Source organism: Pararhizobium sp. LjRoot235 (assembly GCF_964254145.1).
GTDB lineage: Bacteria > Pseudomonadota > Alphaproteobacteria > Rhizobiales > Rhizobiaceae > Pararhizobium.
The window spans coordinates 1,150,001-1,165,251 of record NZ_CAXUSP020000001.1 but is presented as its reverse complement, the minus strand read 5'-3'; the positions used below and the strand labels follow the sequence as shown (position 1 = coordinate 1,165,251).

Genomic DNA, 15,251 nt, shown 5'->3' with positions numbered 1-15,251 from the left:
AGAATAACACTCATCGTGACCCGTCATTAGAGTTATGGTCCTCTTGAGCAGAGTATGTCTACAACACCTTTCAAAGTCTATGAAGCGTCGTAGCAAGTACCCGGCATCCAATGGTGAGGAAGATACTGCGATTGTATTCGAAAGCCGCAGTGCGCAAGCTGAACATGCGCGGATTATCGCTCGAAGTAACCGAGCATCGGATTTTAACTCCAGATATTCTACAGATAGCAACTGCACTGGATGTTCAGCTTAGAGTCGGACTCGAAAAGGCTTCAACGATATCCATATCTTGCAAGGCGTCTTGTGAGCATGCGGATGTGGGCGATGGTTATCCACGCTTCTGCTGAAGCGACGGATTTTTCGAAGTCCTTGGCCAGCCTGCGGCATCGCCCCAGCCAGGCGAAGGTCCGCTCGACGACCCAGCGGCGCGGCAGGATTTCAAAACCCTTGGCCTTGTCGGAACGTTTGATGATTTCGAGTGTCCATTTCCCGATTTTCTGTAGCCGCTTTTTGAGCTTGTCGCCCGCATAGCCGCCATCAGCGAAGACATGAAGCAACCACGGCCACCGGTTTTTGACGGATTTCAGGAGATCGGGAGCGCCGTCGCGATCCTGGATATCGGCGCTGTGCACCATGAGGCCGACCATCAGCCCGAGCGTGTCTACAATGATGTGGCGCTTGCGGCCCTTGATCTTCTTCCCAGCATCAAAGCCACGGATACCACCGCTTTCAGTCGTTTTAACGCTTTGGCTGTCGATCACGCCTGCTGTCGGCGAGGCTTCTTTCCCCTCCAGTTCCCGCGCCTCCATGACGAGGTGATGGTTGATCCGTGGCCAAAGACCCATTGCCCGCCATTCATAGAAATACCGCTGCACCGTCGAACAGGGCGGAAAGTCCTTCGGCAGCATCCGCCACTGGCAGCCTGTCGAAGCGATATAGAGAAGGGCGTTTAAAACATCGCGCAAATCAGTCTTGCGCGGACGGCCCAGACGCCGTGGCGCAGGCATGAACGGCGCAACAAAATCCCATTCCCGATCCGTGACATCGCTTGCATATCCGCTCGTCCGCCGGACATAATTGCGCCGGGTGGTTTCAGTCCAGGCCATCGTGATCTCCATCGAATCTTTGCAAATCCGACGGAATCACAACTGACTGAAATCACTCAAATCTTTTTGAGGCAGCCTCTTAGCCGAGAAGCAGGCTCGCATCTACGGTTGAACGACTTCCGCCCGCTGCGGACGCAGATCCAGACCATTTTCCAGGATCATTCCATCATCGGTGGAGGAGGCCGAAAGTGCTCCGAAAGCGATTCCGCGTGCACGTCAAGATTCATTTCGCGTCGGATGATGCCCGCGCTGGGCACATCTGGGCTTGATGGCAACCCAAGTCGCCGCAAATCAAACCCGGCGCGCGCCGGATGTGCGGCACTCGGACTTCGTGATGCCACGGCAGCCAATTGTCTTGCGACCGTCGATCACAGGCGACCGCCTAAGAAAGTGCCGGCGGTTTTCCGCCCGCACTTTGCTCGTTTTGCTAGAGGCCAAATACACCCGGCAAGCCGGAAATGTCGGCGATCTCGACGTAACCATAGTACGGGTTGGCGGGTTCGTGGCCGCGGTTCACCCAGACCTTGTTCTTGATGCCGATATCATTGGCCGACATGTGGTCGTAGCGGAAGGAAGACGAGCAGTGCACGATGTCTTCGGGGCCGCAGCCGAGCATGTCGAACATGTATTCGAAGGCCTGCAGCCGCGGCTTGTAGGCCTGTGCCTGTTCGGCCGTGTAGACGGCATGGAACGGAGCGCCGAGCTTTTCGACGTTCGACATGATCTGCGAGTTCATCGCATTCGACAGAATCACCAGCGGAATCTCTTTCGCGACCTTGGCAAGGCCGGCGGGCACGTCGGCATGCGGACCCCAGGTAGGCACGCGCTCGTAGACTGTGCGGGCATCTTCTTCTTTGAAATTGATGCCGTTGCGCTTGCAGGTGCGTTCAATTGAATTGTGAACCACTTCGGCCAACGGTTTCCAATTACCCAGGACTTCGTCGAGACGGTAGGCGGCAAAGTTCTTGATGAACTCAGCCATGCGCGGCTCATCGAGCTGATCGCTGTACAGGTCACGGGCGGCTTCTGCCATCTGGTAGTTGGTCAGCGTGCCGTAGCAGTCGAAGGTGATGTATTTCGGACGCGGGAGAGTCATGGGGGTATCCTTGTTCAGAGTGGACGGCGACAAATGTCGGTGGTCTGGCGCTCTTAAGGAAGCACAATCAAATTGCTATTGCAACATGATTGTACAACAATTATGAAAGTGGAGCGGATCTGCTTTCCGCGACAGCCCCGAAGCGGAGCTGGATCAGGCCAGAGTGGAAAGCTTAGAATCCGCAAAATGCGGCCATTATTCGGGATTCTTGCGGTTTTCCGACTGATTGAAGCAGGAGGGGAACACATTCTCCATCAACACTATAGGAAGAAATTGCTCGACAAAGAAAATGAATCGTTGTACAAAAATGCTTATCCCCAAAGGGCCAAGCCATCCCTCACCTCCGTCGCATCCAAGGACGATGAAACAAACTAGGTTCGCTATGCTGCATAATGACATTCGTCGGTCACCCCACCCCCCGGCTTCGGAACTTTCCGAAGCTCGACAACCCATCAGCAGGGCCGAAGCGGAGACAATTGCTGAGCAACTTTATGGAAAGAGGGGCTCAGCCAAGCGGTTTGAAACCGAGAAGGACGACACATTCTTCCTGGATTGCGCGGAGGACGGGCAGTTCGTGCTAAAGATCGCTCATCCCTCTGAAAGTCTCGACGAACTGGATTTTCAAGTCGCGCTGATGCGCCACGTTGAACTGCGAGCGCCAGCGCTGCCGATACCTCGCATCTTTGGGGACCTGCAAGGTCAGTTTTTGCCGGTCGTGACGACGAGTGGGGCTGAGCGTCGTGTGGTGAGGCTCATTTCGTTTATCCGTGGTACTCCCTTGGACAAGACGAATTCGACGGCCGCCCAACGCGTTTGTGTCGGAGAACTACTTGCCAAGCTTCGAAATGCAATGGCAGACTTTTCGCACCCAGCTGATGGTCGCGAGCTGGCCTGGGATGTGACGCATCTTCTGAATCTATCCGACATGTTGGATTATGTTCCGAACGATGAACGACGGGCTTGGGTCAAGACGGCACTCGACAGGTTTGCTGAAATCAAACCTCGACTCGATCGTTGCCGGCGACAGGTACTGCACAACGATTTTAACACGTCGAACCTCGTCGTCGATCACAGCAATCCACAGTTTGTAAACGGGATCATAGACTTCGGTGATGCTGTTCGGACCGCCATCGCTGTAGATGTATCTACGGCTCTCATGAACCAAATGCCAAAGCAACTTGACAATACCGATCGACAGGATTTGTTCGTCGAGCCGAAGGACGTGTTGCGCGGCTACTTTCGCCATGCCGATTTGGAGCATGAAGAGCTGCTCCTCATCCCTTTTCTTGCCATGGGCCGCCTCGCCGTACGTGCGCTGTTGACCTGTTGGCGCGCCCAGCTCTTTCCCGAGAACAGCCGCTACATACTTCGCCATACCGAAGCGGGGTGGGCTCATCTCCGTTGGTTCAATTCTCAGTCAACCAATCAGATCTCTGGTCTGCTCACAGGTAGGATTTAACATGCGTCAGCAGAACAAAACTGTCCCGACAGGCTTCCGTGGTGATATGGCGAACGGCTTCAATCCGAACGACACGTCCCACCTGACCGCCGATGATCTCGACCATATCGCACGTCGCCAGCGCCTTTTGGGCCCGGCGTACCGGCTTTTTTACAGGTCCCCGGTCGAGATCTCCCGGGCTAAAGGCGTATTTCTCTATGACAAACACGGCAACGAATATCTCGATGCCTATAACAACGTTGCTTCCTTGGGGCATTCGCATCCGCGCGTTGTCCACGCGATCCAGGAGCAGCTTGAAACGCTGTGCACCCACACCCGCTATATGCAGAATCAACTTCTCGATTATGCGGAAATGTTAATCGGCACATTCGGCGGAGAGCTCGGAAGAACTGGTTGCGCCATGTTTACCTGCACCGGATCCGAGGCAAATGATCTCGCACTGCGCGTCGCTCGCTTCTTCACGGGAAAAACAGGCATCATTGTCACCGCCGAAGCGTACCATGGCAATAGCGGAGCGGTCGCGGCGATCTCCCCGTCGCTTGGAAAGAAATCCACGCTTGATCCGTATCTCCGAACAGTTGCCGCGCCTGACTCATACCGTTTGCCTGTCGCAGAAATCGGCAAGAGGATGGCAGAAGATGTTGCACGCCAGATCGCCGATATCGAACGCCACGGGGGTGGCTTCGCTGCTTTTATCGCAGATTCGGCTTTCTCTTCGGATGGACTGTATGTTGACCCTGTAGACGTTCTCGCTCCAGTCGCCGAAGTCGTTCGCAAGGCGGGTGGACTCTTCATAGCCGACGAGGTCCAATCTGGATTTGGGCGGACAGGGACGCATCTCTGGGGGCATGCCCGACATTCCGTCCAACCCGATATTGTCACTATGGGCAAACCTATGGGCAACGGCTATCCTGTTGCTGGCGTCGTACTGCGCCCCGAACTTGTCGCGGAATTCGGGGCCAGCATGCGCTATTTCAACACTTTTGGCGGAAATAGCGTAGCCATTGCTGCAGCAAAGGCGGTGCTGGACACGATCATCGAAGAACGTCTGATGCAGAATGCTTCCAAGGTAGGAAGCCAAATTCTAGAGGGGCTGAAAGACCTTCAAAAGAAATACGAGTTCGTCGGTGACGTTCGAGGCACGGGTCTTTATTTCGGTGTTGAACTCGTCAAGGATCGAGATCTCAAGATACCTGACATGGATCGCGCCCTCGCAGTTGTAAACGGGCTCAGAGACCGAAGAATTCTCATTTCGGCCACAGGTGCGGATGCACACATACTCAAGATCAGGCCACCGCTGGTTTTTACAAGCGAGCACGCCGGACGGCTGCTCGAAGGCATCGACCAAGCCCTCGCCGCCGTCTAATATTAGTCTCGCTGTGCCGCCGATCGAAACGCAGGCTCGGCGGCCAGTCGACATGCTTCCACGCTACGCGTGTCATGTATATGACGGCAGTGTTGAACAAAAGATAGTCAGGCAGATACTCAGGGTCCCCATGTCGTCACGAAGAGACATAACAGTCGAGCAACATGAGACAGACGCTTTTCCCGGGTCCCACACCCTGACCGCTGTAGAAGCGCTTACGTCAGCTGTGAGGAAACGCATACTTTCCGGCGAATTCCGTCCTGGAGAGTTTCTGCGCGATGCGAAGATGTGTGAGGAGCATTCCACATCAAGACATACTTTTCGCACTGCTGCACAAGCGTTGGTCAACGAAGGACTACTGAGACAGATACCAAATCGTGGGTTTGTTCTTCCCGAATTTGGTCCTGACGACATCGTCGACATCACTCGGATGCGCGGAGCAATTGAGGGGGAGGCGGTACGCATGATCGTACTCACAGGTTTGATTCCCCAACAAGCGCTCGATGCCGTCAAGGTGATGCGTACTTCGAAACTTTCCTCCGACAAATCCACACTTGTTGCCGCTGATCGCGACTTCCATCGATCTATCATAGATGCAAGCGGAAGCGTTCGTCTAAGAAGGATGTATGCAACCCTTGAAAGCGAGATCGAGCTACTTCTTGTGCAGCGGCAGGATTTTTATAGCGAGCCAGGGGAGATGGCGGAGGAACACGAGCAGCTCATCAATAGTTTGCGCAGTCGCCACTACGAGAAAGCAAGAGCTGCATTCGAAGAGCACTGGACCGACTTGCAGACGAAGCTGCTGCAGGACACTCTCTGACGTCATGCCGAAGGATTGTTCGATAGATCGACGCATTTGCCGGCTCACCGCATCTTCCGTCGCGCATTGGCTCTCCCGTACCGAAACGGCTAAGCACACTTTCTTGCAGCAGGTTTTCGTGCCCATGCGGCCGTGCTGTTGCCAAAGGCTCTGGCAGGCAAGCCCACAAACCCCAAATGCAGCGTTTTCGGCCTCGTCGCCACAATCGCGTCAATAGAGCCCCAGGGACGCGCGGCCTCGGCCGTCTTGGAAAGTGAACTTCCGAGACTCTCCAGAACGGCCATCAAGCGTAGCCCGGCCGATGCAGCACAATCTGCGGAAACGCTCCCTCAACTTGATCAGAAAGTTCAAAGACCACGCAAATCCGGGTGATTTCGCCGCGGCCAGCATGCACTATCGATATGATTGAGAATGCCCAAGGACAGGCGGAGGAGCGCGCGATGCGCTTCCTTGCCCGAGTGAAGATTCCCGAACAGGCGAACAAATACCCTGCTCAGCTCTCGGGTGGGCAACAACAGAGAGTGGCTATCGCGCGTTCACTCTGCATGAACCCGAGTATCATGTTGTTCGACAAACACACGTCGGCGCTCGATCCGGCGATGGTCAGGGAAGTGCTCGATACTATGGTTGGGCGTGCAGAGGAAGGTGAAGACAAGGTCTTGCTGATCGATCCTGGCAACGCCGCGCCTTGCCGCCTTGTCGATTTAACCCAGAAACTTCACCACCCCATAGCGGGGCTTTTGCATCAAGGGAAATATCATGCTTCACGCAGCGAAACCTAGTCAAAAGAAGGACTTCTACATCAACGGGCAATGGAGGGCGCCGCTTCAAAGTCGCACCATAGACGTCATCAATCCGGCGACGGAAGAGGCCTATGCCATCGTTTCGGCGGGCACGCCGGGGGATATCGACCTGGCAGTGGCGGCCGCGCGCGCCGCCTTTGAAAGCTGGAGCCAGACAAGCCGGGAAGAGCGCCTCATCTATCTCGACAAAATCGCCGAGATCTACTCCGGGCGCATGGAGGAAATGGCGGAAGCCATCTCCACCGAAATGGGGGCGCCCATCAAACTTGCCCGCGAGGCTCAGGCAAGTGTCGGCCTTTCACACATCAAGGCTTTCATCAGCGCCTTCAAGGCCCATCACTTCGAAAGCGTGCCGGACAAGAACAATCCCGAGCAGAAAATTGTGCATGAGCCGATCGGCGTATGCGGCCTGATCACTCCATGGAACTGGCCCATGAACCAGATTTCGCTCAAGGTGATTCCGGCGATTGCGGTCGGCTGCACGGTGGTCCTGAAGCCATCGGAAATAGCCCCCATGTCGGCAATGCTTTTCGCCGAATTCGTCCATGAGGCGGGTGTGCCTGCGGGGGTGTTCAACCTGGTCAACGGTGAGGGCACCGTTGTCGGCGAAGCCCTTTCGAACCACCCGGATGTGGACATGATGTCCTTTACCGGCTCGACGCGTGCTGGCATTGCCGTCTCCCGCGCGGCGGCCGCGACGGTCAAACGTGTATCGCTGGAACTGGGCGGCAAATCACCGAATCTCGTTTTTGCCGATAGCGACCTGCCGGCCGCGATCCAGCGCGGCGTTGCACAGTGCTTCGAAAACAGCGGACAGTCCTGCAACTCGCCCAGCCGCATGCTGGTGGAGCGCTCGGTGTATGATCAAGCCGTTACCTTGGCCAAAGCTTCCGCCGAAACGATCAAGGTTGCCGATCCCCGCAAGGATGGGGACCATATCGGCCCGGTGGTTTCCGAGCTGCAATTTAACAGAATCCAAGCCCTGATCCAAAAAGGTATCGACGAAGGTGCGCAACTGATTCATGGCGGCCCCGGTCGTCCCGAAGGGGTCAGTCGAGGCTACTATGTACGCCCGACGATTTTCGCCGGCGTCAACAATGAGATGACTGTTGCCCGGGAAGAGATCTTCGGGCCAGTGCTAACCATGATCCCTTTCGACACCGAGGAAGATGCCATCCGGATCGCGAATGATACGCCCTACGGCCTCTCCGGCTACATCCAGACGGGGGATCCGGAGCGGGCCAAGCGCGTATCGCGACGCATTCGCGCCGGGATGATCCAGGTTAATGGTGCGGCGCGCGCGCCGGGCACGCCATTCGGTGGATACAAACAATCCGGCAACGGCCGCGAGGGCGGCGAATGGGGCCTCGAGGACTTCCTTGAGGTGAAGCTGATCAGCGGTTGATAGGCCGGGGGACGCTCCCAACCGGTGCCGTCATTCGTCGATTCGGATCGCGTCGTCCTCGGCCTGCGCGATCCTCCGCGTCATCGATCGTCCGAGGGTACCGACTGGAAAAACGCTTACGCGTTCTGCGCCCCTTTTCGTAGACCAGGGTCGCTTGGCGACATATGTTGCAGGGGACTTTGCCTCGCGCACGGTCTCGTGCGTCACGCAAACGGATCCATAAGCCCGAGTAAACTCACATCCAGAAGTACGCCAAGGCCGATGATTTGCTCCAGCGCTACGTTTCGAGACAGCGTTCGCAGGCCGTTGGCCGGAAAGGACTTCATGCGACGGCCGAGGGTGTATCGATTGTAGACCGCCAGACCGATCATCGCCGCAAACAGGCTGATCTTCAGCAGGAGAACCCGCCCGTACATGTCGCTCGGATCGGGAAATCCGCCAAGCATCCGCCAGGTGTTCATGGCGCCGGTCACAGCAATAAGCGCAACGACCGCAATACCAAAGCGGGAGAAGCGCCACAGCACGATCTCCGCGCCCGCCACTTCGGATGGATAGCGCTGCGCGGCCGCGATCAAGCGACCGAGGGGCAGGAGCCCGCCGATCCAGGCTCCGGCACTTGCAACGTGGAGCGCTTGAGTGAGAGAGCCCATAAAGCCCCACGTCGCCGCGCGGCCCTGCCAACCCTCGCAGGTCAGCAGGCCGTTCGCGGCCTTGACGCGACCGGATCAGGGGCCCGCGCGAGATCGAACCGGCCGAGGCCGAGATCGTGCGCTGGATCTTCGAGCAATATGCCAACGGAGTCAGTCCGGCCGCGATCGCCCAGAGCCTCAATGCCCGCCGCGTTCCCGCCCCGGAGCACAAATACTGGCGCGACGATACGATCCGCGGCGACGGCAAACGTCAGACCGGTATCCTCCACAACGAGCTCTATGTCGGCCGGATGATCTGGAACAAGCAGAACTATCGCAAGAATCCCGAGACCGAACGCCGAACCGCCCGCCTCAACGACAAAAGCGAATGGGTCGTGACGGAAGTCCCGTCCATGCGCATTGTCTCCGACGAGCTCTGGGCGCGCGTGAAGGAACGGCAACTGACGACACTCGAGAACTTCTCCCGGACGACCATCAATCCGCTGAACAGGACACACCGGCCGAGCTACCTGCTGAGCGGCATGCTGGAATGCGCCGAATGCGGCGGCTCCTACGCCATCATGGCCAAGGAACGCTACGGCTGCTCGAACCACAAGAGCAAGCTGCCGGTCGACGGTCTTGGCGGTGCCTGCTGCACCAACCAGAAGACCATCCTGCGCAAGAACCTCAAGGACCGCGTCCTCTCCTGCCTCCCCGCCGCCTTCTTCGGCATGGGCGTATTCGACGACGTCGCCGGACAGGCTCGCCAAAACCTCGCAGCCTCGATCCGGAACGAACCCGACGAGCGCCAGCAGATTGCCAAGGAGTTGAAGGCTGCCGAGCAGGAACAGCGCCAGATCATCCAGCAGATCAGCGATCGCGCGGCCGAAGGCCGGCCTCGTCTGGCTGCGCTCGACGATATGCTCGACCAACTCGAGGAGCGTCGGACCGGGCTCGAGGCACGGCTGAGCCAAGCACCGGCCGAGGAGGATTTCGGGGAGAAGATTAGGAAGCTGAAAGCGCAGGTCAGTCCGCATGACCTGCCACTGAACTTTCATCCGACTGCGATTAGAGCCTCGGCGGCTTTGAATACGCCAAATGGCGCGGTGGGAGCAACCGGCGGAAACGCGAAGCTTTCATCTTGCGCAGCGTTGGAGCCGGTTGCGGCGATGGACCCGGCATAGTCAGCCGGGGTTTGGTATCCGAGCGATGAGTGCGGCCGGAAATGGTTATAATCCTCAGCCCATTCAGCGATGGCGCTGCGGGCATGATCGAGACCGAAGAACAGGCTTTCGTTGAGCAACTCGTCGCGCATCCGACCGTTGAAACTCTCGACATAGCCGTTCTGCATTGGCTTGCCCGGCGCGATGTAGTGCCACTCGACCTTGTGATCCCTCGACCAAGCGAGAATGGCATTCGACGTTAGTTCGGTGCCGTTGTCGGAGACGATCATTCCGGGCTTGCCGCGTCGTTCGATCAGCGTCGTCAGTTCTCGGGCGACACGTCGACCGGAGATAGACGTGTCCGGGATCGCTGCCAGGCATTCGCGCGTCACGTCATCAACGACATTGAGCACCCGGAAGCGTCTGCCGCAGGCGAACTGGTCGTGGACGAAATCCAGCGACCAGCGGGCATTGACTTTCGCCTCGACCAGGATCGGTGCACGCGTGCCGACAGCACGCCGCCGGGCTTTTCGCTTGCGAACGGAAAGCCCTTCCTCGCGATAAAGACGGTATATGCGATTGACACCGGACAGCTCTCCATCCCGCCGAAGCAGGATGAACAGCCGACGGTAACCGAAACGCCGCCGCTCGTTGGCGAGGTCGCGCAGCTTTGCTCGCAGCGCGATCTCCGGCGGTCGACTGGACCGATAACGGATCGTCTTGCGGTCGGCGGATATGATCTGGCAGGCCCGACGCTCCGAAAGACCCATGACGGCCTTCAGATGCGTGACGGCGTCACGCTTGGCGGCAGGCCCTACCATTTTTTTGCAAGAAGCTCGCGAAGTGCGGCTGCATCCAGCATCTGTTCGGCGAGCAGCTTCTTTAGCCTGGTATTCTCATCCTCAAGCGCCTTCAGCCGCTTCGCCTCGGAGACTTCCATGCCGCCGTATTTGGCCTTCCAGTTATAAAACGTTGCTTCTGAAATCCCGTGCTTGCGGCAGAGGTCGGCCGCCTTCGCGCCAGCCTCCTGCTCCTTCAGCACCCCGATAATCTGCGCTTCCGTAAATCTCTGCTTCTTCATTCGTCCGTCCTTAATTGGCCGGACTCTAATCCATTCTGGAGGAAATTCTCAGTGGCAGGTCACGCAGGCCGTCGAGCTGATTATCAACTCCGCCTTCTACTATATGCGCGAGCACGCCGATTCCGAGACGAAGCAGCCCTTCATCAACATCGTGCGCCAGTTCATCCAGAAGGTCGTCATCGGCAAGACACCTGGGCACCAACAGGCATCCCTCGAAGTCCATGGCCGGATCGCCTCAATCCTCGCCGCCATGGAAGCGGCGACGATCATGGAGAAGCAGTTAGAGGCGCTGAAGCGCCACGACTATCTGGAGAAGCTTCGTACCGGCGAACTGGAGACGGAGGCCCAAAAACAAAAGCTCCTCGACGCTTACGCGGAGGAGCTTTCTGTTAAGCGACTTGAATGGCAAAATATCAAGTCTCAGTGGTTGCGGGGGCAGGATTTGAACCTGCGGCCTTCAGGTTATGAGCCTGACGAGCTACCGGGCTGCTCCACCCCGCGTTATCTGTGCAAATCCCGGAGGGATTTGTCGCATCTGTGCAAATCCCGGAGGGATTTGTCGCATCCTGGCATTTTGCGTTGGCAAAATGTCGAATTTGGGCTGCCCTTTGAGCGTTAGGGCAGCCTTTCCGTGTTTTTTTCCGGCGTGTATTTTAGCGAAGCAAAAAGGCCGCTTGAGGGCGGCCCGTGTTTCGGCTGAGCCGGAAGCAGTGTCGAGAAGATAGGTTTTGTCGATCCTGCCGCGAAGCCTTGACGCTTGCGGCGGATGATCTGGTATTTTTTCTTGCCTTTAGTAGACCTGGCAGCGACCTACTCTCCCGCGTCTTGAGACGGAGTACCATCGGCGCTGGGGCGTTTCACGGCCGTGTTCGGCATGGGAACGGGTGCAGCCACCCCGCAATAACCACCAGGTCAACTAAGGGCAAGAATTGCGCTGGCGACAGCGCAAAACCAAATGAGAAGCTGGCGAGGCCAGCGTAAACCGCTCGCGGTTTATCGCGTTACCCTCTTTTATCTTTTGAACACGTCTTTTCAGAACTGTTTTGGGCACATCCGGAGCGAAAGCTCCGCAAGGCCAAGGGCCGTCGGGCAACGTTGCCCGGCCCGTCCGGAGCGCAGGCCTACAGGGCCGACAGCGTCAGGACAAAACAAAACTGCTTGGGATCATTGAAGCGCCTTAGGCGCTTCGATGAGCACTAGCAATGAGAACAATCAAGCCAATCGAACGATTAGTACCGGTAAGCTTCACACATTGCTGCGCTTCCACACCCGGCCTATCAACGTGGTAGTCTTCCACGGTTCTCAAGGGAATACTCGTTTTCAGGTTGGTTTCCCGCTTAGATGCCTTCAGCGGTTATCCATTCCATATATAGCTACCCTGCTATGCGGCTGGCGCCACAACAGGTCCACCAGAGATATGTCCATCCCGGTCCTCTCGTACTAGGGACAGATCCTGTCAATATTCCTACACCCACGGCAGATAGGGACCGAACTGTCTCACGACGTTCTGAACCCAGCTCACGTACCGCTTTAATTGGCGAACAGCCAAACCCTTGGGACCTGCTCCAGCCCCAGGATGCGATGAGCCGACATCGAGGTGCCAAACAACCCCGTCGATATGGACTCTTGGGGGTCATCAGCCTGTTATCCCCGGCGTACCTTTTATCCGTTGAGCGATGGCCCTTCCACACGGGACCACCGGATCACTATGACCGACTTTCGTCTCTGCTCGACTTGTCAGTCTCGCAGTCAGGCGGGCTTATGCCATTGCACTCGACGACCGATTTCCGACCGGTCTGAGCCCACCATCGCGCGCCTCCGTTACTCTTTCGGAGGCGACCGCCCCAGTCAAACTACCCACCATACACTGTCCCGGATCCGGATAACGGACCGCGGTTAGACATCCATGACGATAAGGGTGGTATTTCAAGGATGGCTCCACGAGAACTGGCGTCCCCGCTTCAAAGCCTACCACCTATCCTACACATGCCGACACGAATGCCAGTGTAAAGCTATAGTAAAGGTGCACGGGGTCTTTCCGTCTGACCGCAGGAACCCCGCATCTTCACGGGGAATTCAATTTCACTGAGTCTATGCTGGAGACAGCGGGGAAGTCGTTACGCCATTCGTGCAGGTCGGAACTTACCCGACAAGGAATTTCGCTACCTTAGGACCGTTATAGTTACGGCCGCCGTTTACTGGGGCTTCGATTCAAAGCTTGCACCTCTCCTCTTAACCTTCCAGCACCGGGCAGGCGTCAGACCCTATACGTCGTTTTGCAACTTCGCAGAGCCCTGTGTTTTTGATAAACAGTCGCTACCCCCTGGTCTGTGCCACCCCAACACACTTGCGTGCGGTGGGGTCACGCTTCTTCCGAAGTTACGCGTGCAATTTGCCGAGTTCCTTCAGCATAGTTCTCTCAAGCGCCTTGGTATACTCTACCTGACCACCTGTGTCGGTTTCGGGTACGGTCTATACGGTGGAGCTATTTCCTGGAACCGCTCCGCTGCCCTGATAATCCAATAAACCAGAACAACTTGTGCAATCCGTCACTACCACCAGGCCCACGAATATTAACGTGGTTCCCATCGACTACGCATTTCTGCCTCATCTTAGGGGCCGGCTAACCCTGCTCAGATTAACTTTAAGCAGGAACCCTTGGTCTTTCGGCGAGGGAGTCTCTCACTCCCTTTATCGTTACTCATGTCAACATTCGCACTTCCGATACCTCCAGGAGCCCTCACGGGTCTCCCTTCACAGGCTTACGGAACGCTCCGCTACCACACGTATCACTACGTATCCTCAGCTTCGGTGCATGGCTTTAGCCCCGTTACATTTTCGGCGCAAAGACCCTTATTTAGACCAGTGAGCTGTTACGCTTTCTTTAAATGATGGCTGCTTCTAAGCCAACATCCTGGTTGTTTTGGGATCCTCACATCCTTTCCCACTTAGCCATGACTTGGGGACCTTAGCTGGAGGTCAGGGTTGTTGCCCTCTTCACGACGGACGTTAGCACCCGCCGTGTGTCTGCCGACTAGTACTCCTCGGTATTCGGAGTTTGGTTAGGATCAGTAAGACGGTGAGTCCCCATAGCCCATCCAGTGCTCTACCCCCGAGGGTATTCGGTCGACGCACTACCTAAATAGTTTTCGCGGAGAACCAGCTATTTCCGAGTTTGATTGGCCTTTCACCCCTAGCCACAAGTCATCCCAATCTATTGCAACAGATGCGGGTTCGGTCCTCCAGTTGGTGTTACCCAACCTTCAACCTGCTCATGGCTAGATCACTCGGTTTCGGGTCTAATGCGACGAACTGAACGCCCTGTTCAGACTCGCTTTCGCTGCGCCTTCACCTATCGGCTTAAGCTTGCTCGTCACACTAAGTCGTTGACCCATTATACAAAAGGTACGCCGTCACCAATTATGGCTCCGACTGTTTGTAGGCAACCGGTTTCAGGTTCTATTTCACTCCCCTTGTCGGGGTGCTTTTCACCTTTCCCTCACGGTACTTGTTCGCTATCGGTCATGCACGAGTACTTAGGCTTGGAGGGTGGTCCCCCCAATTTCAAACAGGATTTCACGTGTCCCGCCTTACTCAAGGACCTTGGGTGTTCTACATGTACGGGGCTATCACCCGCTACGGCCGGACTTTCCATTCCGTTCCACTTTATTCCCCAAGGCCACTGGCCTGGTCCGCGTTCGCTCGCCACTACTTGCGGAGTCTCGGTTGATGTCCTTTCCTGCAGGTACTTAGATGTTTCAGTTCCCTGCGTTCGCTTCTTACCCCTATGTATTCGAAGGTAAGATACCTTATCACAATGCTTAGAAACCCAAGCCGTCATCGCTGACAGTTTGGATTTTCTAAGCATTTAAGGTGGGTTTCCCCATTCGGAAATCCATGGATCAAAGCTCATTCGCAGCTCCCCACGGCTTATCGCAGCGTATCACGTCCTTCATCGCCTGTGCATGCCAAGGCATCCACCAATTGCCCTTATTTCACTTGATCGTTCTCATTGCCAATGCTCATCCTTAAGCCACCATCCCGAAGGGATGGGGCGCTGCGGTTACCTTTTACAACCACAGCCAATCCAGATGCCATCGACGTGTTCGATCCGTTCCCCATCTGAAGGCACGCCGGTGCACTTCGGGGCCGGATCATTAAGACCAGCTTCTCGAGATCTGTCCGGGGATGCGCGGTCAGGCAACATCCATCGACATGTCGTCAGAAGTGAGCGGAAACACCAAAATCCCCAAGGCCCGAAAGCCTCGAAGGTCCGATGGTTCAAATCACCAACAACAAACATGCCTTGAGTAACAAGCTTCC

10 protein-coding genes, 1 tRNA gene, 2 rRNA genes and 1 pseudogene are annotated in these 15,251 nt (G+C 56.5%); 6 read left to right on the top strand and 8 right to left on the bottom strand.

The features are described from left to right. Positions 1-272: 272 nt before the first annotated feature. Positions 273-1,106: an IS5-like element ISRm4-1 family transposase gene (locus ACSQ2Z_RS05530; protein ID WP_436080270.1), complete on the bottom strand. Its 834-nt coding sequence runs from the start codon at positions 1,104-1,106 to the stop codon at positions 273-275. A gap of 427 nt (positions 1,107-1,533) precedes the next feature. Next, a complete protein-coding gene (locus tag ACSQ2Z_RS05525) occupies positions 1,534-2,202 on the bottom strand; it encodes a haloacid dehalogenase type II (protein WP_436080269.1) in 669 nt (222 codons plus the stop codon). 382 nt (positions 2,203-2,584) lie between these two features. Between ACSQ2Z_RS05525 and ACSQ2Z_RS05520 the strand changes: the two genes are divergently transcribed. The 5 genes from ACSQ2Z_RS05520 to ACSQ2Z_RS05500 all read left to right on the top strand — a co-directional run bounded on the left by ACSQ2Z_RS05520 (position 2,585) and on the right by ACSQ2Z_RS05500 (position 8,055). Beyond that, on the top strand, positions 2,585-3,661 hold the full coding sequence (locus ACSQ2Z_RS05520) for a phosphotransferase (protein ID WP_436080268.1): 1,077 nt from the start codon (positions 2,585-2,587) through the stop codon (positions 3,659-3,661). Between the two features lies 1 nt (position 3,662). Continuing rightward, positions 3,663-5,027 (top strand): aspartate aminotransferase family protein, encoded by a 1,365-nt coding sequence (locus ACSQ2Z_RS05515; RefSeq protein ID WP_436080267.1) that lies wholly within the window; start codon positions 3,663-3,665, stop codon positions 5,025-5,027. 130 nt (positions 5,028-5,157) lie between these two features. Beyond that, entirely contained in the window at positions 5,158-5,847 is a 690-nt protein-coding gene (locus ACSQ2Z_RS05510) for a GntR family transcriptional regulator (RefSeq protein ID WP_436082990.1), read from the top strand. Positions 5,848-6,248: 401 nt separating this feature from the next. Continuing rightward, entirely contained in the window at positions 6,249-6,629 is a 381-nt protein-coding gene (locus ACSQ2Z_RS05505; RefSeq protein WP_436080266.1) for an ATP-binding cassette domain-containing protein, read from the top strand. Beyond that, positions 6,607-8,055: an aldehyde dehydrogenase family protein gene (locus ACSQ2Z_RS05500; RefSeq protein WP_436080265.1), complete on the top strand. Its 1,449-nt coding sequence runs from the start codon at positions 6,607-6,609 to the stop codon at positions 8,053-8,055. Before ACSQ2Z_RS05505 ends, ACSQ2Z_RS05500 begins: the two co-directional genes overlap by 23 nt. A 203-nt stretch (positions 8,056-8,258) precedes the next feature. Here ACSQ2Z_RS05500 and ACSQ2Z_RS05495 read toward each other — a convergent pair whose 3' ends face one another. Then, positions 8,259-8,705: a CopD family protein gene (locus ACSQ2Z_RS05495; RefSeq protein ID WP_436080264.1), complete on the bottom strand. Its 447-nt coding sequence runs from the start codon at positions 8,703-8,705 to the stop codon at positions 8,259-8,261. Between the two features lie 74 nt (positions 8,706-8,779). On the opposite strand from ACSQ2Z_RS05495, the pseudogene ACSQ2Z_RS05490 reads away from it, so the two are divergent. Continuing rightward, a pseudogene (locus ACSQ2Z_RS05490) lies at positions 8,780-9,130 on the top strand (recombinase family protein); the annotation flags it as partial. Between the two features lie 608 nt (positions 9,131-9,738). Here the strand turns inward: ACSQ2Z_RS05490 and ACSQ2Z_RS05485 are convergent. From ACSQ2Z_RS05485 to ACSQ2Z_RS05465, 5 genes are all read right to left on the bottom strand, one after another. After that, positions 9,739-10,928 (bottom strand): IS3 family transposase gene (locus tag ACSQ2Z_RS05485; protein WP_436080263.1). Its coding sequence is split into 2 segments (ribosomal slippage): positions 9,739-10,676 and positions 10,676-10,928, totalling 1,191 coding nucleotides; the frame shifts between segments, so codons are not numbered across the junction. Positions 10,929-10,953: 25 nt separating this feature from the next. Then, positions 10,954-11,151, bottom strand: coding sequence for a hypothetical protein (locus ACSQ2Z_RS05480; RefSeq protein ID WP_436080262.1), 198 nt, complete (start codon positions 11,149-11,151; stop codon positions 10,954-10,956). Positions 11,152-11,352: 201 nt separating this feature from the next. Next, a tRNA-Met gene (locus ACSQ2Z_RS05475) sits at positions 11,353-11,429 on the bottom strand. A 296-nt stretch (positions 11,430-11,725) separates the two neighbouring features. After that, a 5S ribosomal RNA gene (rrf, locus tag ACSQ2Z_RS05470) occupies positions 11,726-11,840 on the bottom strand. Between the two features lie 296 nt (positions 11,841-12,136). Next, positions 12,137-14,933 (bottom strand): 23S ribosomal RNA (locus ACSQ2Z_RS05465). Positions 14,934-15,251 lie beyond the last annotated feature (318 nt).

Bases quoted from the DNA above. Each gene is read 5' to 3' on its own strand.
- ACSQ2Z_RS05530 (WP_436080270.1), bottom strand. From the start codon at position 1,106: ATGGCCTGGACTGAAACCACCCGGCGCAATTATGTCCGGCGGACGAGC.
- ACSQ2Z_RS05525 (WP_436080269.1), bottom strand. From the start codon at position 2,202: ATGACTCTCCCGCGTCCGAAATACATCACCTTCGACTGCTACGGCACG.
- ACSQ2Z_RS05520 (WP_436080268.1), top strand. From the start codon at position 2,585: ATGCTGCATAATGACATTCGTCGGTCACCCCACCCCCCGGCTTCGGAA.
- ACSQ2Z_RS05515 (WP_436080267.1), top strand. From the start codon at position 3,663: ATGCGTCAGCAGAACAAAACTGTCCCGACAGGCTTCCGTGGTGATATG.
- ACSQ2Z_RS05510 (WP_436082990.1), top strand. From the start codon at position 5,158: ATGTCGTCACGAAGAGACATAACAGTCGAGCAACATGAGACAGACGCT.
- ACSQ2Z_RS05505 (WP_436080266.1), top strand. From the start codon at position 6,249: ATGATTGAGAATGCCCAAGGACAGGCGGAGGAGCGCGCGATGCGCTTC.
- ACSQ2Z_RS05500 (WP_436080265.1), top strand. From the start codon at position 6,607: ATGCTTCACGCAGCGAAACCTAGTCAAAAGAAGGACTTCTACATCAAC.
- ACSQ2Z_RS05495 (WP_436080264.1), bottom strand. From the start codon at position 8,705: ATGGGCTCTCTCACTCAAGCGCTCCACGTTGCAAGTGCCGGAGCCTGG.
- ACSQ2Z_RS05480 (WP_436080262.1), bottom strand. From the start codon at position 11,151: ATGGACTTCGAGGGATGCCTGTTGGTGCCCAGGTGTCTTGCCGATGAC.